Annotated in this window: 13 protein-coding genes; all 13 read left to right on the top strand. The window is 37.9% G+C overall.

Annotated elements, in window-relative coordinates:
* Nucleotides 1-34 precede the first annotated feature (34 nt).
* The 13 genes from BMW64_RS09245 (at nt 35) to BMW64_RS09185 (ending at nt 18,441) form a co-directional block, all read left to right on the top strand.
* Entirely contained in the window at nt 35-538 is a 504-nt protein-coding gene (locus tag BMW64_RS09245) for a DUF4280 domain-containing protein (protein WP_089999684.1), read from the top strand.
* Nucleotides 539-560: 22 nt separating this feature from the next.
* On the top strand, nt 561-3,761 hold the full coding sequence (locus BMW64_RS20905; protein ID WP_228400894.1) for a glycoside hydrolase family 19 protein: 3,201 nt from the start codon (nt 561-563) through the stop codon (nt 3,759-3,761).
* A 1-nt stretch (nt 3,762) separates the two neighbouring features.
* Nucleotides 3,763-4,587, top strand: coding sequence for a hypothetical protein (locus BMW64_RS09235; RefSeq protein WP_089999683.1), 825 nt, complete (start codon nt 3,763-3,765; stop codon nt 4,585-4,587).
* A gap of 164 nt (nt 4,588-4,751) precedes the next feature.
* A complete protein-coding gene (locus tag BMW64_RS09230) occupies nt 4,752-5,282 on the top strand; it encodes a hypothetical protein (RefSeq protein WP_089999682.1) in 531 nt (176 codons plus the stop codon).
* A 94-nt stretch (nt 5,283-5,376) separates the two neighbouring features.
* A complete protein-coding gene (locus BMW64_RS09225) occupies nt 5,377-6,339 on the top strand; it encodes a hypothetical protein (protein ID WP_089999681.1) in 963 nt (320 codons plus the stop codon).
* 188 nt (nt 6,340-6,527) lie between these two features.
* The gene (gene tssD / locus BMW64_RS09220; protein ID WP_029296853.1) at nt 6,528-6,932 is read left to right on the top strand and encodes a type VI secretion system tube protein TssD; all 405 of its coding nucleotides are present in this window, start codon (nt 6,528-6,530) and stop codon (nt 6,930-6,932) included.
* Nucleotides 6,933-7,199: 267 nt separating this feature from the next.
* The gene (locus BMW64_RS09215) at nt 7,200-9,695 is read left to right on the top strand and encodes an ATP-dependent Clp protease ATP-binding subunit (protein ID WP_089999680.1); all 2,496 of its coding nucleotides are present in this window, start codon (nt 7,200-7,202) and stop codon (nt 9,693-9,695) included.
* 42 nt (nt 9,696-9,737) lie between these two features.
* Nucleotides 9,738-10,607 carry a lytic transglycosylase domain-containing protein gene (locus tag BMW64_RS09210; RefSeq protein ID WP_089999679.1) on the top strand — a complete coding sequence of 290 codons (870 nt, stop codon included), beginning with the start codon at nt 9,738-9,740 and terminating at the stop codon, nt 10,605-10,607.
* Nucleotides 10,608-10,652: 45 nt separating this feature from the next.
* The gene (locus BMW64_RS09205; protein WP_089999678.1) at nt 10,653-12,590 is read left to right on the top strand and encodes a type VI secretion system Vgr family protein; all 1,938 of its coding nucleotides are present in this window, start codon (nt 10,653-10,655) and stop codon (nt 12,588-12,590) included.
* A 2-nt stretch (nt 12,591-12,592) separates the two neighbouring features.
* Entirely contained in the window at nt 12,593-14,224 is a 1,632-nt protein-coding gene (locus BMW64_RS09200; RefSeq protein WP_089999677.1) for a T6SS phospholipase effector Tle1-like catalytic domain-containing protein, read from the top strand.
* The gene (locus BMW64_RS09195) at nt 14,217-15,290 is read left to right on the top strand and encodes a DUF2931 family protein (protein ID WP_089999676.1); all 1,074 of its coding nucleotides are present in this window, start codon (nt 14,217-14,219) and stop codon (nt 15,288-15,290) included. Before BMW64_RS09200 ends, BMW64_RS09195 begins: the two co-directional genes overlap by 8 nt.
* A gap of 357 nt (nt 15,291-15,647) precedes the next feature.
* Nucleotides 15,648-16,058, top strand: a complete 411-nt coding sequence (gene tssD / locus BMW64_RS09190) for a type VI secretion system tube protein TssD (protein ID WP_177175264.1) — start codon at nt 15,648-15,650, stop codon at nt 16,056-16,058.
* A gap of 217 nt (nt 16,059-16,275) precedes the next feature.
* Entirely contained in the window at nt 16,276-18,441 is a 2,166-nt protein-coding gene (locus tag BMW64_RS09185) for a type VI secretion system Vgr family protein (RefSeq protein ID WP_089999674.1), read from the top strand.
* The last annotated feature ends 143 nt before the right edge of the window (nt 18,442-18,584 follow it).

Raw genomic sequence — 18,584 nt, 5'->3', positions numbered from 1 at the left:
TTTTATCTTTGATGTTACCCAAATCATAAATATTATGTCACAGCAATCATCTCCTCATGACGGAAAGCATTTCGTCGTACAGAAAGGTAAAGCCCAGTGTGATCAGGGTGATCAATTTCCTCAATATAAAGTGACCTCCCATCAGAAACATTTTTGGAATGACTCTGATGGTAATAATGATTTTCTGGCAGTTACAGAAGACGATCTTGAGTTTAATCCTTCCGGTCCAAGTTTCGGAAGATGCAAGCTGAAGCCCAGTTCGGGTGGAAACCTCCCATGCTCTTATGCATCCGCCGGGAAATGGCAGAAAACCTATGATAAAGTAAAGATTATGGGTAAGAAAATCGTTACCGAAGTATCTGATTTACAGTGTGTGATCGGAGGAAAAATCACGATTAAAGATCATGGCCAAAGAGGACAAATGAGCAAAAAAAATGTGAAAAATGCCGACAATAAAACGGTACAGCACATTAATCCGCTTGTTAATATGCAGGACTATAAAGAAACTGTCCTTGAAAGTGAAATCGACGCTTACTAATTAATCCTAAAACACACTTTCTATGTCTAAAAAAGGAGTTTCAAAAATCTCAGGTAATCCTACCCCTACAATTGGCGAGAAAACCACTTATATGGTTACAGACTGGTATCCTTCGACACCTGCCGGTGAAAGAAATCCTGCTGCGGTGACTTGGGAACTTTTTAAAAAAAGAGCCAACGGAAGTTTTACATCAACCAATATCAAAAAAGTTGGAGACGGAAGCTTTACTTTTGGTGAAGTCGCTGCAAAAAATACCTATCGTCTGGAAGCTTATCTTCATGAGCCTGAAGGGCAAGGCCCCACAACGCTTGATATTACACCAAAGCCTGCAGGAATTCCGCAGATCAGCAAAGTTGAACTCCGCTATGTTGATGATACTCCTGGAACAGTTTTCAGCTATACCGATAAATTGATTGCGAAAGCCCAGTGTGTAAATCTCACAGGGAAAAAACTGGTGTTTAGACTATGGGAAGACGATGCCGCAGGAAACGGTCATAATGCTGCTAATCTTTTTGTAGATAGCAAAGAAGCCATCGTTGACAGAACCGGAACCGCAACATCTGAATTTGTATTAACAAAAGCTTTAATGCAAAAGGCAGCTCAGGGTGAAACAAATCCCGGCAAACTTGAATTCTATGTTACCGTAGAATATTACAGCAACAGAAAACACGCTACCAATAGGGTTGATGTACAGAATCCGGAATATAAAGAACCAGTACAGCAGACACAGCAATCTGGTTCGCCGCAGCAAAATTCCGGTACTTCACAGCCTTCACAGCAACAGCCAACTTCAAAAACACAACCAAGCGGAGCGGAAGGTCAAACAACGCAGCCGGATGCTTCTAATCAAACCAGCGGAACGATAGAGCCGGAAAAACAACCCTCTCCTCAACAACCTCAAGGAAAAACGACCAGTGTTGTGGAGGAACCCAAAGCGGAAAGCCTTCTTGACGCTTTTTTTGCGAAAGAAGAATTCACAAAGGAAACGGATGAAAAAGATGGACAGCATACATACAAATTTGGGAGTAACAACAATAATATCAATAAGGATAATATCGCTAACATTATTAAAGGAAAAGTAAATCCAGCTTTAAAAAATGATAAAAAATATGCGAAGTTTGATGATATAAAGAATGCTCTAACGCAAACCTCTTATAAAAAAGGAGAAACTATTTCATTTCCTTTATATAAATTAGGTCCAGTTATGACACCGATCAAGAGCGCACCGTTGGAGGAAGAAGTATTTGTAGTTGCAAAAACTTTATTATTGGATGGGAAAGAGGTGAGTATTAATATTAAAGAAAAAGAAGAACTCCTGCTTGCTAATGGTGCCAGTTTACCCGTTGTGGAAGCAAAAGAAAACGGACAAGAGCTTACAACGCTGAAAGCCACTGCACAAAATGGATTGGCTAAAATTAAAATAAAACTTCGCCCGAAATCTGATGAGACATTAAAAGAGTGGAGAGAAAAGCTCAGTGGTAAAAAAGACGGAACTCACGTCTATAAATTCGGTGGAACCAACAAGACAGCTACTGCAGAAGAGAAGAAGAGTATTGCGGGAATTATTGCAAACAAAGTAAAAGACGAATTAGCCAAACAGGAAAAATTCGCCAAAGTAGATGCAATCATAAAAGTATTAACCAAAGAGGTGTACAATAAAGATGAAGAAGTGACCTTCGATGTATTCAAAAAAGTGACTGAATTTCTCTGGCTAAAAGCAGAATGCACGGGTAATATCAAAAAACATGAAGGAGAATTTCTCAAAAAAGAAGGTGCTTATTTTGAAATTGCTAAAAAATGTCCAAGATGTGAAGCGCCGATTACCGTTGAAGAATTTAAAAAAATGTATCCGGATGTTGCGCAGCTTTTCAATAAAGGGACGAATAGTTTCGGCTCGCCTACGATTGAAACTTTCCTTACCTCTTTAAACAAAACTTTAAAAGAATTTAAAATAAATACCTGCGTTAAAAAAGCATTTTTCCTTACACAAATCACGAAAGAAACAGGTTACTTTTCAAGAGCTGACGAAAACCTTTATTATACCACAGAAGCAGCTTTACATAGCTTCTGGTCAAAAGAAAGCCATCCGAGATTATATTCTAATCCCAGTGAGTTTTTTAAAAACCCGGAAAAACTCGGTAATTATGTCTACAGAAATGTTGCTGAAAACGGGGATGAAGCCAGCGGAGACGGTTATAAATACCGCGGAAGAGGTCTTATCCAGATAACAAGGAAAAAAGGATACAGAAGATTCGGGGAATATGCAGGTAAAGATCTTGTAGCCGACCCGGATTTGCTGTTAAGCGATCTGGATCTTACGACCCGCTCTGCCGGATGGTACTGGAAACATGGAGTTTTATTGGGTAACGGTAGCGAAAAAGATCTGAATACTGTTGCTGATAAAGGTGATTTCAAAGAAGTTACAAGGCTTGTGCATGGTTCTACCAATGATGTTGCTGCCAGAGAAACGATTTTAGCGAAAATAAAAGAAGTTTTAAAAACCGATGAATGCCAGGCAACCAATTTAGGGGATGCTGATGTGGAATATCATATCCAAAGTACAGGAGAAATACAGTATAAATACAAAAATGAAAAAAGAGAAACAGCTGCATATTTTTACCATGACAGTGCCGGAAATATTCATGATTTAGGTAAATATAAATTGGTAAAGACAAAAGAAAACTATGGCGGGGTTTACAAAGACAAACTCGGAAAAGACACTGAAAATATTTATTTAATTGATATCCGAACTGTAAAACATCAATACAGGAAAGGTTCTGTAGGCTTTACATTGGCTGTAAACACTTCCCGTTATTATATGAATGATGTGACAATGGCCGCACTGTTTGGCGCATTATTAGAATGCAATTATGATGATTTTGTATTTAATGGTTTCAGTAATGAGAAAGGAGAGTCCGTTGGAGGTAGTAAGTCTCATAAAAATGGAATGAATGGTGATTTAAGGTACCTTCGCACGGATAAAGGTGGCGGAACCACCGATCTTTTCAGCAGTACTGAGGCTACCGGTTGGAAAGGGCTGGATGAGACAAGGCAAAATACCTTTAATGATGCTTTATATAAATTTGGCTGGAAAAGCATGCTGTCCCAAAACTATGGTGAAAAAAATGAAAAAATACTGAATCACTGTACCAATGACAAAAATAGAGATCATAACGACCATTTGCATATTCAGGGTTTTTCCCCAACTTTAAAAGAAATTTAAAATGAAGTTTATTTTTTGTCTGCTATTTTTATTTCAGATTAAAACCTGTAAATCAGAGACACCTGCTCCTTCAAAAAATGAGGTTTCTTCGGTTAATAGAATCGTGGAAAAATCAGAGGATTCCTATATTATCAATGCAGTAGACCAAAATGCTGTTGGTCAAAAGATTGATGACAGCGAAACCATAAAAAAATTAAAAAATATATTAAAACAGTCCTTCGAAAGAGAGATAGAAAAACCTTATATGTGGGATATTTTTGTAGGTTCGAATGATTCACTATTGCAGTTTTATCCTTATAAAAATTTTGTAATTGATAATATTCCGTTTACATCGTATTACGCAAAAATAAACTACGAAGACGGCAATTATGAATGCATACTATTGGTTAATCAAAATTCAAATCAGCTTTACAACAGCATGATTGTTTTTGAAAATTTGAAATCCGAAGAAAATTATCAGAGATATTCTGAAGTGAAAGGAGGTAAGGTGTATGTGTTTATGAAAGGTCCGGAATCTAAAAGTCTCGTGTATCAGATAAAGAATGGTGTTTTTTTAGACTATTTTGATGCTCAGAAAGTTGATAAGAAATGGGGCAAGGAGAAAAATGATTTTGAATATCAACTGAAGGGCAGTACAAACAATCATCTGAAAAACGGATACTGGATTGAAAAAAAATATTCGATAGACTATAATAAAAATATAATTGAAGACGGAAATTATGTTGATGGACAGAAAGATGGTGAATGGAACTATTCTCCGGAAGGTCCGGTCGATAAAATTGAAGTGTACAAATCAGGGAAAGTTGTAAAAGTTTATTATCCATAAATTAACAATTTGCTAATAATAAAATGAGGCTGTGTTTTTTCATGGTCTCATTATTTTTGAAATTAATTTTACAGAATATAGTCAGATCAAAAAAATATGGTATTTTTAATTGACAAATTTAACATTGCTTGTTGTAATGAATTTATATTGAAAAGAAAAACTTTATGATTAAAAATAATATTAGCAGTTCTTGTCTTGTGGCCGCGATTATGATGGTTGCCTGTAAAAAAGATCAACACAATAATCATAAAAACATAAAAGATTCTGCAGTACACTCTCAAAACGTAGGTGACAGTATGAAATCTGTTCAGAAAACACATCCCGTAAAAAAAGATTCTGCCAACAATGAATACCAAAATAATGATAAAGCAACTATTTCTTCATCTAAAAAAACGGTAGACGGAACGTTTGTAGCAAGCAATTGTGACGGAGGAAGATTTTCTATTGAATTTAAAAATTCTGATGGAAAGCCAAGCTTTAAAATTTTAGATAAAAAGAAAATCATTGCAGCCGGAAATGTCTCTTCCGAAACTGATGAAAAAACCGGTGAAATTACTACGGTAGTTATGGGCGAGATCGCTGGTCTGTATGATGGCGATAAAATTGTCATTCAGAACTACGGGAACTCGATGAATGAATTTGATCATTTTACGCAATGTGGAGACAAATATCTGGAATTTATCAGGCAAAAGTAATATATTCATTGATTTACAGTAGTAAAATACCATAGAAACTATTTTGTAAAATAAAATTTTTGCGCTAAATTGTGTTAAGCCAAAAACAGAATATATGATCGTTCATTTTATACTTTCCGGAGAAACGCTGGAAAGCATATCTGAAGAAATTAATCTTGAAAACCCCAAATATCTTAAAGAATTTCACAATAAACATTGTGCAAGAGAAGATTTTATACATGATGATCTTATTCCACGGAAAAAACTTCTGATTCCCGATATCAATAAAATAAAAGAATACAACAGCAGGAACGATGCTCCTTTTAAAAATCCAAAACTAAATCCTGATATTCCCTTCCATCCTGAGAATTTCAGCAAAATATATTCTGTAGTTAACAAAGAAATTTATGAAAACCAGCTGGAAAAAAAACATACTATTCTTACCTATACCGTTTCTGTAAAATGGATGAGAAACGAAAACGGGTTTCATATTTTTCACCTTTTTAAAAATAATTTTTCAGATGGCCAGGGAAATATGATGGTAGATCTGGCTTCAGAATCGATCCGTTCTCTTAATCCGTTAGAAGTTAAAACCGATCTCAAAGGGAATGTTGTAAGCATAAGCCTTACTCAGCAGACGACGGATAATTTTGCGAAGATTAAAAAGCGGTTAGCAGATCTTTTTCCGGATCAGTACGCGAATATTTACCTTAATGAGTTTGAAAGGGCGGTACAGAACAGAGACCTATTTAATTCAAGGATGAAGAATGATGTCTTTATTAAAAATTATTTTGCGGCATTGCGTCAACCTTTCGAGAATGGAAAATCATTTCTTCAGCAAACAATTGGAGAAGAAAATATGACAATTCAGCTTCAGCAGAAAATAGAAAATGCTGAATATAATGAAGAAATAATTATCCTTCAGGCAGGATCTATGCCAGAAAATGATCTGGATTTTTCCGGAAAATATTCATTATATACAAAGTCAGGATTGGTTAAAAGTGTCGATATAAGCTACGCTATCTCTCAGTTTGGTGTTAAAAATTCCAGTTTTTTTACAGTGACGGAAATGTCATAAGTATCATGAATAAAGGAATGTTAAAGAGATGTTAAATCATCTGTCGTAGAATTACTACATCAAATCGTAGTATTACTACAAAAACTCAGATTAGCTTGAAAAAGCTTTTCTAAGAAAATCAACCCGCCTATCTTTGTTTACACAATCACCGAATCACAAAATATTATTAACGATTAAAATTTACCATCATGGCAGCAAATTCAAGAGGAATTCTTAAATTCAATGGAGGAGAAGGTCAGAAATTATTGAAGCTAAACTACAGCGTGTCCAGATCGACAGACGTATCGGGAAGAGTAGCTTCAGATCCTTCCAACGCAATCATCAAAGTAACCGTAGAAGCAACTGAAAAATCAGATATTCTGGAAAGCTTACTGAACGGAAAATACAAACCTACAACAGGCGAAATCACTTTTAATAAATCTCACGAAGAAGGTACTTTGATTACCCTAAACTGGGAAAATGGATATGTGATCCAACATGAAGTAGACTTCGATGCCGTAGACGAAAACAGCATGCTGATCAGCTTTATTATCAGCGCTGAAACAATAGATTACGGAAATTCCAAGTACGAAGGACTTTGGCCTTCAAGCTAAAAAAACTCAACGTAATTTAATATTCATAAGGGAAAGACTGTCATCAAGGCGGTCTTTTTTTACCATTATGAGCAGAAAATTATTATGTTTCAAATAATATTATTTATTTCACACTTACGAAGAATTTTATCCTCTCAAAAAAAACTGATATATTAGTAAAAGGTAAAATTTCAACCAATTATGGATTAATTTTTGCTGCTGTTTAGCGAAAACATAATCGGTGAAAATTACCACACCACAAGAGAATATTAATTTGAAAAATACACAATGGGAGTACTAGTAACCAACGATACGGTAAAGCAGCTGTTTCATATTGCACAGTCCATCGCGAAAGAAAATTATAACGGAACTTACGGTGGACCGCACATTCTTCAGGCTTTAATGCATAAAGACATCGGACTTTCGGATTTTCTGAAAAGTATTGATAAAGATCCCGGATATTTTTACGAATGGGCAGATGTCCGAATTGAAGATTATCCCAAAACCTCACATCTTCCTGATGAGGTAAAAGAAGATGAAACGGTAGATACAATTGTGGAAGAGGCGGATGATATCCGTTTAAAGCTGGGTTTGGACGAAATTACACCAATTTGTATACTTACGGCTATTGTAAAACCACAAGTAGCCTTTTCTCTGCAACAGCTGAAATCGCTTCCTCTCAGAGAACATGAAATATTCAATCTTTACAGAAAAGATACACCATACGAAAGCGCTGCAGACCAGGAATTCTCTTCTATTTTTTCAAACGGATCGGATTATTCTGATAATTCTTTTCCGTCTATTAAGAATTATTGTGTAGACAGGACGGCACAGGCCAGAAAAAGAGAGTTGGAAAACATTATCGGAAGAGATAAAGAACTGAGAATGCTAGTAGAAATACTCTGCAGAAGAAGTAAGCCGAATGTGATTATTATCGGCGAGCCGGGAGTTGGAAAAACAGCATTGGTAGAAGGATTTGCTATCGAAATTACAAAAGGAAATGTTCCCGAAATGCTTAAAAACGGAACATTACTGGAATTGGATACGGGCGCTTTATTGGCCGGAACTTCCTACAAAGGCGAAATTGAAGACCGTCTTAAAAAAGTGATTAACGAATGCAAAAAAATAGAAAAAGCAATTCTTTTTATTGATGAAATTCATACACTTCTCGATCCGAAAGGAAGTATCGGAAATGTAGCGAATCTTTTGAAACCTGAACTGGCAAGAGGTGAAATCACTGTAATCGGGGCCACTACACAGGAAGAATACAGGAAAATTATAGAACCTGAGCAGGCTTTTAACAGACGTTTTGAAGTGCTTACGGTAAATGAACCTGACGAAAAAACCTGCGTTAAAATGATCGACGTTTTATTGGAAGGTTACAAAAAACACCACGGGATTGAAGTGGAAAAAACCGCTCTTCCGGAATGTGTACGCCTTGCTAAACGGTATGCTAAGGGTAAAAAATTACCGGATGCAGCGATTGATTTGCTGGACCGAACAATGGCCGCAATAAAAATGCTTGACGAGCTTTCAGAAAAAGAACTGGAAAGCTGGAAAAACAGATATGATGAAATTCTCAATGAAGAATTTTTTGATGATAAAGATAAAGCCGATGAGCTGATCTGGACCTACAACTTGTTGAGAGACAAAATCAGCCCGATTTTATGGGGATCTTTGAGTGAGCAGCCTCAGATTGACAATTCTATGCCGGTGGAGCAGATACAGAAAACAATAGAAGATACTTATACTGAACTTTTACAGCATGCAGCAAAAAAAAGAGAAAAAGTTGACCGTCTCGAGCTGGCTGCAGTAATGGCCGCAAAAACAAATATCCCGATCGGAAAAATTCAGGCACAGGAAAAAGAAAAGCTTCTTAATATGGAATCGCTTCTCATGAACAGGGTGGTCGGCCAGGATCACGCGTTGAAAATCCTTTCTGATGCGATCGTAGAAAATCGCAGCGGATTGAACAAACCGGGACAGCCAATCGGTTCATTCTTTCTTCTGGGACCAACCGGAACCGGAAAAACAGAATTGGCCAAATCGATGGCAGAACTTCTCTTCAATGATGAAAAGGCAATGGTTCGTTTCGATATGTCGGAGTTTAAAGAAGAACATTCAGCGGCACTGCTTTATGGTGCGCCTCCGGGATATGTCGGTTATGAAGAGGGAGGAATGTTGGTTAATAAAATCAGACAGCAACCTTACACGGTGGTTTTATTTGATGAAATTGAAAAAGCACACCATTCGGTTTTTGACGTGTTTTTACAGATCATGGATGAAGGGAAAGTACATGACAAGCTTGGAAAAGAAGGAGATTTCAGTAATGCTTTGATCTTATTTACTTCAAACATCGGAAGTGAAGAAATTGTAAAGCAATTTGAAGAAGGCAAGGTTCCTGAATCATCTTCTTTAATGCAGATTATGTCAAATTCGGGACGTTTCAGACCTGAATTTCTGGCGAGAATCACTGAGATTATTCCTTTTGCACCGATCACAGAATCCATAGCTGAAAGGATTTTTAATATTCAGTTGAAATCACTTCATACTTCGCTGACGAGATTAGGAATTGCGCTAAAAATTTCAGATGAAGCGGTAAAAAATCTGGCTTTAGGAGGTTTCAGCAGTAAATATGGAGCCAGACAAATCTCAGGGGTCATCAGATCTCAGCTCGCAAGGCCAATCTCTAAGATGATTGTTCGTGAAGAAGTAAAATCCGGACAGACTATTCATGTAGACTGGAATCAGGAAGAGGAAAAATTAAGCTGGAAAGTGGAATAATAAAATAATATACGTTAAATTTCTTATTTACGTTAATAAGATATGAAACCAAATCTCAAAAATATCGTCCTGGCAGGAATATTACTGCTGTGTTCACAGATCATGAACGCACAGTTTCTTGCTGCTTCTGATACTTCGGAGAACAGTGTGAGGCGATATAAAAGTATCATCAGTGCCAATAAGGAAATTGTAGAATTCATCGAATATTCTCTCGCACAAAAGGGCCTGCCGAAACATCTCAGGAACCTGGCATTGATTGAGTCTCATTTTAACAGAAATATTACTTCAGGGGCAGGCGCAGTAGGTGTATGGCAATTTATGACATCTCATGCGAACCAATATGGGCTTACCCAACAGAACAGGAATGACCTGTATAAAAGTACAAAGACAGCTGTCATCTCGCTGACGAATTTATATAAAAAATATAACAATTGGGTTACCGTAGTTGCCGCTTACAATTGTGGTGAGGGAAATATTGCAAAAGCTATGGCGGCAGCCAATTCATCTCAGTATCATGTATTTTATAAATTTTTACCGGAAGAAACAATTAATCATGTCAAAAAATATCTGAATGCCTGCTATGCCACCGGTGAACTGCAAAGTGTTTTGAGTAATTACAACTCTTCCCGAATGAATACTGTATTTTTCGTGAATGGGGGAAGCGGAAAAAATAGCGAACAGATGGCAGAAACAGATATTAATGCAGGGTTTAATTTAAATGTCATTGCCGATGAGCTTGACCTCGACGTTAGCAGACTTCTCTCCTGGAACCCCGAAATTTCACAGGAACTTCAGGATAAAGGAGAAGGAACCCTGTATTTACCGAAAGATATCATGCCCGACTTTTTATTAAGGAAAAATAAAATCCTCTCCCGATCAATCAAAGAGACACACGCCATAAACACCAAATAATAAAACACCAAGCGATAATGTTTAACCTATCAAATTACAGGTAATATGAAAACAGAATCACAAAATATACTTACAAATCCTTCATTCCGTCCATCTCAGAATGCCGACGGAATTTCGGAGAATCATCATGCAGGTATCAACCGGCTGGTAAAGCTTTCTATCGTCATCGAAGGAAAAGTCATTAAATATTATAAACATTTTAAACTGACGCAAAGTACCGGAAAACATCACGAATTCAGCCTTACACTGGCTCATGATGCATTAGGCGACCGGCAGACCCATACTCTAGAGGAGGCCAATAAATTTTTGGGAAAGCGACTCACGGTTGTTATTTCATACAAAGACATAGACAACAGTCCTGAAAGAACATTTGTAGGTGTTATTACGGGCGTCGGATTCAGCCAGGAGAGGATGAGTCTCGGAAATATTGTTTTGAAAGGTTACAGCCCGACCATTTTGTTGGATGGAGCGCCTCACGTTCAAAGTTTTGGAGGTGGATCTGCCGTAAATATGGGAATTATCGCCAATGAAGTAATCAAACAGGGGATTGACACGAGCCGTTTTGATGTAAGAGTAGATACCAATGATTATTCACAGATCATTTACAGCAGCCAGTATGATGAGACGCATTATAACTATCTCGCAAGAATGGCAGAAGCGTATGGCGAGCAGTTTTATTATGATGGGGAAGTGCTTCATTTCGGGAAACTTCCTCCACAGAATAAGCCCATTAAATTAACCTACGGAAGCAGCGCGAACGATATCAGAGTTGAATTGAAAGCTGTTCACATAAAACCACAATTTTATGGCTACAACAGCAGCAAGAATGAGAAATTAACCTCCGGTGATACACCGATTCAGCATGTGGGAGATTTAGCAAAAACGGCTTACGCTCACAATGAAAAAATTTATAAAACTCCGGCCCTTCAGGTTGCGCCAATTAAGGCAACAACTCATCTTGATGTAGAATATTCACAGAAAAGTACATCGGGAAGCCAGGCAGTGAATGTATTTTCCTTATCCGGAAATACCACGGTTCCTTTTTTACATCCCGGTTGTGTGGTTGATGTACAGATGCGTAAAATCGATACCAATGAATCCTCCTATTTCACCAGAATTATGGTAACGGAAGTTTCTCATGAAGTGGATACACGAGGACATTACACTGGAAGCTTCGAAGGTATTGCTTCTGATACAGGATTTTTACCCAAACCTGAATTTAAAGTACCCAGAGCCGAACCACAAATTGCTACGGTCATTTCAAATGCAGATCCGGAAGGACAGGGACGCGTGCAGGTAAGATTTGACTGGCAAACGAATGATAACACTCACTTTATCCGGATGATGAGTCCTGATGCGGGAGGAACTGATCAGATTACTCAAAACAGAGGATATGTAGCGATTCCTGAAGTTGGTGATCAGGTCATGGTAAACTTTGTGCATAGTCATCCCGACAGACCATTTGTGATGGGAGGAATGTTTCATGGTGGAGTAGGACTTGGCGGCGGAGCAGATAACAGGGTAAAATCAATACAGACCAGAAGCGGCCACAGAATCATTTTTACAGAAGATGAAAGTATTGTTATTACCGATAAATCAGGAAACGAAATTCATTTGGATACCACCGGAAGCAATATTACCATCACCGCTCCCGAAACAATGACATTGAATTGTAAAAATATGAATATCAATGTTGGCATGAATATGACCACCAATGTCGGAATGAATAAATCTGACACAATTATGGTTAATCATACTGAAAGCGTAGGTTCTATGAAATATCTCTCTACCGGTGCCGATTTCATGACCAATGTGGTTGGAAAAATGAGCCACTACGTAAAAGGAGATATGGAAGTATATGGCGAAAAAGAACATAAGCTGACTTCTATGAAAGGTGTTCAGATCAGCAGTGAAGGCAAAGTAGAACACCATTCGGAAAAAGAAGTTCAGAACAACAGCGGAGAGAAATCTAAAAATTACTAGTCATGAGCATCGAGTATTTTGTAGAAGGTAAAGTTGTCACCCAGACAGGAGGCGATTATAAAGCCTACGCTAAAGAAGGCATCAGCCACACCAGCGCAGTTTCGGTGGAACAGAAAGGAAAAGAAACCGGGGTAAGCTACAATCCCGCTCAGAAAATCAATCCCAATGACAAACCTGTCAATACAATTGATGTAACGCTGAACCTGTTTTTTGACGGTACTCTTAACAATAAAACAAATACACAGGCCGGTGCAAAACAGGACAAACCAAAAGGAAGCTATGCCAATGATTTTAGCAATGTAGCAAGAGGCTATGATTGTATTGATCCGAATGCACAAAATCAGGTTGCCTATTATGTGGAAGGAATCGGTACAGTAGATAATAAATCTGATAACGATACCTTAGGGCTTCCGGTGCGAGGTGCAGGAATGGGAATAAGTGCCAGAGGGGTGAAAGCTAAAGCAACAAAAGGCTGCGTAAAAGGAGCGGAAGCAATTCAAAAAAAATTTCAGGGCAAAAAAATTGATGTTCTCACAGTGAATGTTTACGGATTCAGCAGGGGAGCTGCAGCGGCCCGGCATTTTTTACATATTGCCGGTACGAATGTCAGTTCACAGCAGATTTCAGATAAACAAATTCTTGTATATCCTCCTGAAGATTACGAAAAGTCGGATGCCGAACCTAAACCAAATCAATATATTATTGTTAATGAACCGGATTTCCCATTACTCAAATATGGGTATTTTGGTGCCTGTCTCATTCAGCAGAAAATTCAGGTTAAAACGGTACGTTTCAATTTTGTCGGTCTGTATGATACGGTTGCTTCATTCGGGGTTAATCATAAAGGGGCTTCATTATTTGGATTTAGCATTATTGATGATGACTCTAAGCAGCTTGGGCTAAATGCTGTGAGAAATGCATCTTTTGTGTTGCAGCTGGCTTCATCCGACGAATATCGTGACAACTTCAGCCTTACCAATATAGACAGCGCTGGAATCAGGGGATTGCAGCTTACCTTACCTGGTGTACACTCCGATATCGGCGGTGGCTACGTAAATAATGATAAAGAAGATGTTTTGCTACACGAGGAAATTAATTCCAGCAAAGAATGTGAAAGGTTCAGGAATATACTCATTGAGGAAGGTTGGTATAACCCGGAAGAAATCACTATTGAATCGAGCATTATTCCATCCCGTACCGCAACCATAAAATATAAATTGTGGGGAAGAAGAAAAAAAGTATCGAATGAATACGATAAAGTATCATTAAAAAATATGTTTTATTACTCCAAACAGTTTGATGTAAAATATGATGAAGGCTTAGTGGCAGATCATCAGATTAAAGATAGCTTTATCGGAGATATCAGCAACAAACTTACTGCAAAATATATTGCTACCTGTAATAATTTAAGGAACGAGTATGTGAAAGAATATAATGATGGAAAACATCCTTCAGCAGGAGAATATATCAGCAAGGCAGGCAGTTATTCTTACCTGGATTCTGAAATTGATATCAAAAAACTGAGAAATCTTTATCTACATTGGTCCGCCAATCTCGATTCATTCGGTATGGGGCCTAGATTTTCCGGGCCAAAGCCTGCAGCAGAACGCAAAAGATATATATTAAATGGATAAATGGAAAGCTTTTATTATTGCACTGGGAATGCTCCCGTTTATGAACTGCCAGGATATGAAGAAAAAAGATATGCTTATGCCAACTTATGATGTGCAGATTTCACATCCGTGGAACAATTATATGATCACCCCTGTAGAAGACAAGATCATTACCCTGGAAGGAGTACCGGCAGGTTTGCCTTACGGAAGCTCATCCGGAACATGGGGGGATTCGGGAAAAGGATTTACAGAACAGGGAGGCACACCGATTGGAGCTGATATCGTATATTTCTCCAGATACGAAGATACTTTTTATCACCTTAAAGCAGATTTTCCTAAAGATAAAGTGTTGGATTTGGTTCAGCGAGCCTATTCCAACAACGAATCCGACTCTTCCGATGAGCCGTTAAAAGAATTTATTAACATCAAAGATGAGCCTGATTATTACGAAAAGTATAATAAAGCAGGAATGTCTTATTATAAATTCGGAACCCTCGTATTTGGATTTGCTCCGAAAGGAATGGTTGTTGTGTGGCTTAAATTCGGATATGTTTCAGTGCAACTCGGTGAATTTCAGGCTGAGGTTGTAAAAGACGATAAAAAATATGCAGATAAGCTGTTTTCAAAGATTTCGCAGACACGCGAAGAAATCAAACAGCGTATGTTCATTCCCGATGCCTCACCTGAACAATGGAAAAATTATCAGAAAAGGTATTTCTGGGCGCCTTTTATCATCTCGGAAAATAATGGTTTCCGCTTATTTAAAATACAATCTGAATATTATAATGGCGAAAGGGAAATCATGCTTCGCCCTTGGGGAGTAAAACCTGCTGTCAAAGAAAGAGCTGTTCCAAAAGAAATTTCATTCTTCTGGGAAACCGGAAAAGGACAGGCTTTTGAAGGCCGTGCTTTTTTCAGCTGGGAAAAAGTGAATGAACAGTTTGAAAAAGCGGGCAAAAATTTTAAACTCGATTTTAAAATAGCTCCTGATAACAGCAGCATGGAGATTTTAATTAATAACCGCCCGGTTTCAGCTGACAGTACGAGAATATATCAAAGTGATGTTAAATTTAAAGAGTCTTATTAAAACATAACTTTATAATCATTAAAATACAATTCCGGCAGGGTAAAATTTACTGCCGGATTTTTCTTAATTATGTTTTAAAAAAAGGTTAATATAATCTTAATATTTCCCTTTTTTGTGTATTTAATTATTAGAATTATTTATAGATTTTGAATTGTAATATGTTGATATATAAATGTTTTATGTTGTTGATATATCTTTTATCGTAGAATTACGACATCAAATCGTAGAATTACGACAAAAATAAAAATTAATATTCCAAAACTTTTAGAATACAAATTTGTGATCTATCTTTGACTCAACAAATCAGACAAACCAACCAAATCACAAAATATTATTAACGATTAAAATTTACGAATCATGGCAACAAATTCAAGAGGAATTTTAAAATTCAACGGAGGCGAAGGTCAAAAATTATTAAAGCTGAACTACAGTGTTTCAAGATCTACTGACGTATCTGGTAGAGTAGCTTCAGACCCTTCAAACGCATTGATTAAAGTTACAGTGGAAGCTACTGAAAAATCTGACATTCTTGAAAGCTTACTCAACGGAAAGTACAAGCCTACAACAGGTGAGATCACTTTCAATAAGTCTCACGAAGAAGGAACCCTTATTACGCTTACTTGGGAAAACGGATACGTCATCCAGCACGAAGTAGACTTCGATGCCGTAGACGAAAACAGCATGCTGATCAGCTTTGTGGTAAGCGCTGAAACTATTGACTACGGTAACTCCAAGTACGAAGGGCTTTGGCCAAGCAGCGGTAACTAAACCTACAATCATCTTAGTAAAAAATAAAATTGGTTACAGAATAGCTCAGCTCGTCGGAGTAGCTATTCTGTTTTTTTATTTTGAATTAAATATTTCTGCCTGTCAATGGCACATCAGCATATTTAATTATCAATAAGATAATGAGTTTATTTGATTTATTATCAGGTAAATTTTAGCATGTTAAAATAAAAACACCATCACTCAAAATTTTAAGGCTATGTTTCAGGATGATAATACACCGAAAATATCTTCTGCAGGAGTATCTTCCAATATAAAACCTGTGGGGGAAATCAAAAAAATGGCAGAAAACCAGGCAGTAACTAAAGCTACAGAAAAGATTCAGGGAAAAACAAAAGGAACCGCAGATCAGCTAACGCAAAAAATGGCTCAGGCACAGGCTTATACCGGAGTTGTACAAAGCACATCCGGAATGCTTCTCAACCAAAAATTACAGCCCAATTCTCCCACATTGGTAGAAAATAAAGTCTGGTCTCAGCAGCCAACATCAAAAATACATAATGCCAATGCAATTCCTGAAAGCCAGATTCAGGGAATTAACCGCGTGGTAAAGCTTGATATCGTAGTAGAAGGTAAACCTGTAAAACATTTCAAACACTTCCGTCTGGATCAAAGTGCTGTCAGACATCACGAATTCAGCCTGATGCTGGCCCATGACACACTCGGAATTGCAGAAAATCACAATCTTGAAGAAGCCCAAAGTTTTTTAGGAAAAAGGATTACCGTTACTTTTAAATACAAGGATGTCGAAGATGGTCCCGAAAGAAGCTTCGTAGGTGTTATTACAGAAGTCGGATTCAGCCAGGAAAAAGGCAGTCTGGGAAATATTGTGCTCACCGGATACAGTCCGACCATTCTTCTGGATGCTGCACCGCATATACAAAGCTTTGGCGGTGGTCAGGAAATCAGTCTTAACAGTATTGCAGATCAGGTCATTAAAGAAGGCCTCGGAAACGGAAAGTTTGATTTCCGGGTAGATGCTCAGCACGGAAACGTCTCTTACAGCTCACAATATGAAGAAACCCACTATAACTACTTAGCAAGAATAGCAGAAGCTTACGGAGAACAGTTTTATTATGATGGTGAAGTCCTCCACTTCGGAAAGCTGCCCCCGCAGGAACAGCCTGTAAAACTTACGTACGGAAGCAGCGTCAACGATGTTAAAATAAGAATGAAAGCTCAACATGTGAATCCTAGTTTTTATGGCTATAATAGCAGTAAAAATGAAAAATTAACAACAGGCAGCTCCAGAATTACCCATACTTCAGATATCGCAAAACGGGCTTATGAAATTTCAGAAAAAACATTTACAACCCCTTCATTAAGAGTTGCTCCTATCAAAGCTGCATCTTTTATGGATGTGGAAACCTCACAGAAAGGAACGGCCGGAAGCAAGGCTTCAGATGTGTTTGTAACCTCAGGAACAACCACGGTTCCTTTTCTTTATCCCGGCTGTGTCGCTGATATTGAAATGCGGAAAAATGACAGTAATGAAACCTCATATTTTACTAAATTAATGATTACCGAGGTTCATCACGAGGTAGACGCTAGAGGTTACTATACTGGAACGTTCGATGCCATAGCTTCAGATACAGGTTTTATTCCCCGACCTGAATTTCAGTTTCCAAAAGCAGATGCACAGTTTGCCAAAGTAATTTCTAATACCGATCCTCTGAATCAGGGAAGGGTACAGGTACAGTTTGACTGGCAGAACGGATCAACCACCACAGAATATATCCGCGTTATGACTCCCGATGGAGGAGGCAGTGAAAAGGTAAGCAAAAACCGTGGATTTGTAGCCATTCCCGAAGTTGGCGATCAGGTAGTGGTCAATTTTGCACACCAGCATCCGGACAGGCCTTTCGTGATGGGCGGAATGTTCCACGGTGGAGTCGGCGGCGGTGGTGGTACCGGAAATAATATTAAAAGCTTAAGCAGTAAAAGCGGGCATACCATCAGCCTCGACGATGGTGGTGGCATGACGGTAAGAGATAAGGATCAGAATACGGTTTTCCTTGATGGTGCGGGAAATATAAGTATTGATAGTAAAATTTCTATTGCCCTGACGTGCGGAAGCAGTTCTATTGTTATGGATAAAGATGGAAACATTATGATTAAAGGAAAAGAAATCATCGTTCAGGGAGACAATATCGGTGTTGGAGGAACAGCAAGCATAGGAATTGGAGTTGGCCCCGAAGGGGGAAGCCCAACATCGGGAATCGGTATTGAATCAACTACATTAGATGTCGGAACGACCACTCTTTCCATGGGGGCGAAGACTGAAGCCAATCTGAGCAGTGCCAAGATCAACATCGGCGGAGGAAGCGAAACCAATATCGTAAGCGGAACGGTAAAACTGAATTAAATCTTTGTTAAATTTTAAACTTTCCTTAATTATCTTAATTAAAATAAAGTTGTTTGTTTCTCTTTTAACATTAAGTAATTCAGGTTATTAAGAATAAGAATAGACTTTAATTTCTTAATGTTTAAAAATAATTCAAACTTTAA

Source organism: Chryseobacterium taichungense, from assembly GCF_900109935.1.
GTDB classification, from domain to species: Bacteria; Bacteroidota; Bacteroidia; order Flavobacteriales; family Weeksellaceae; genus Chryseobacterium; species Chryseobacterium taichungense.
Note: the sequence above shows the minus strand (reverse complement) of the source record. Positions and strands in the feature narration are given on the sequence as shown.

Excerpts from the sequence above, each read along its gene's own strand:
- BMW64_RS09245 (WP_089999684.1), top strand. The coding sequence starts at position 35 with ATGTCACAGCAATCATCTCCTCATGACGGAAAGCATTTCGTCGTACAG.
- BMW64_RS20905 (WP_228400894.1), top strand. The coding sequence starts at position 561 with ATGTCTAAAAAAGGAGTTTCAAAAATCTCAGGTAATCCTACCCCTACA.
- BMW64_RS09235 (WP_089999683.1), top strand. The coding sequence starts at position 3,763 with ATGAAGTTTATTTTTTGTCTGCTATTTTTATTTCAGATTAAAACCTGT.
- BMW64_RS09230 (WP_089999682.1), top strand. The coding sequence starts at position 4,752 with ATGATTAAAAATAATATTAGCAGTTCTTGTCTTGTGGCCGCGATTATG.
- BMW64_RS09225 (WP_089999681.1), top strand. The coding sequence starts at position 5,377 with ATGATCGTTCATTTTATACTTTCCGGAGAAACGCTGGAAAGCATATCT.
- tssD (WP_029296853.1), top strand. The coding sequence starts at position 6,528 with ATGGCAGCAAATTCAAGAGGAATTCTTAAATTCAATGGAGGAGAAGGT.
- BMW64_RS09215 (WP_089999680.1), top strand. The coding sequence starts at position 7,200 with ATGGGAGTACTAGTAACCAACGATACGGTAAAGCAGCTGTTTCATATT.
- BMW64_RS09210 (WP_089999679.1), top strand. The coding sequence starts at position 9,738 with ATGAAACCAAATCTCAAAAATATCGTCCTGGCAGGAATATTACTGCTG.
- BMW64_RS09205 (WP_089999678.1), top strand. The coding sequence starts at position 10,653 with ATGAAAACAGAATCACAAAATATACTTACAAATCCTTCATTCCGTCCA.
- BMW64_RS09200 (WP_089999677.1), top strand. The coding sequence starts at position 12,593 with ATGAGCATCGAGTATTTTGTAGAAGGTAAAGTTGTCACCCAGACAGGA.
- BMW64_RS09195 (WP_089999676.1), top strand. The coding sequence starts at position 14,217 with ATGGATAAATGGAAAGCTTTTATTATTGCACTGGGAATGCTCCCGTTT.
- tssD (WP_177175264.1), top strand. The coding sequence starts at position 15,648 with ATGGCAACAAATTCAAGAGGAATTTTAAAATTCAACGGAGGCGAAGGT.
- BMW64_RS09185 (WP_089999674.1), top strand. The coding sequence starts at position 16,276 with ATGTTTCAGGATGATAATACACCGAAAATATCTTCTGCAGGAGTATCT.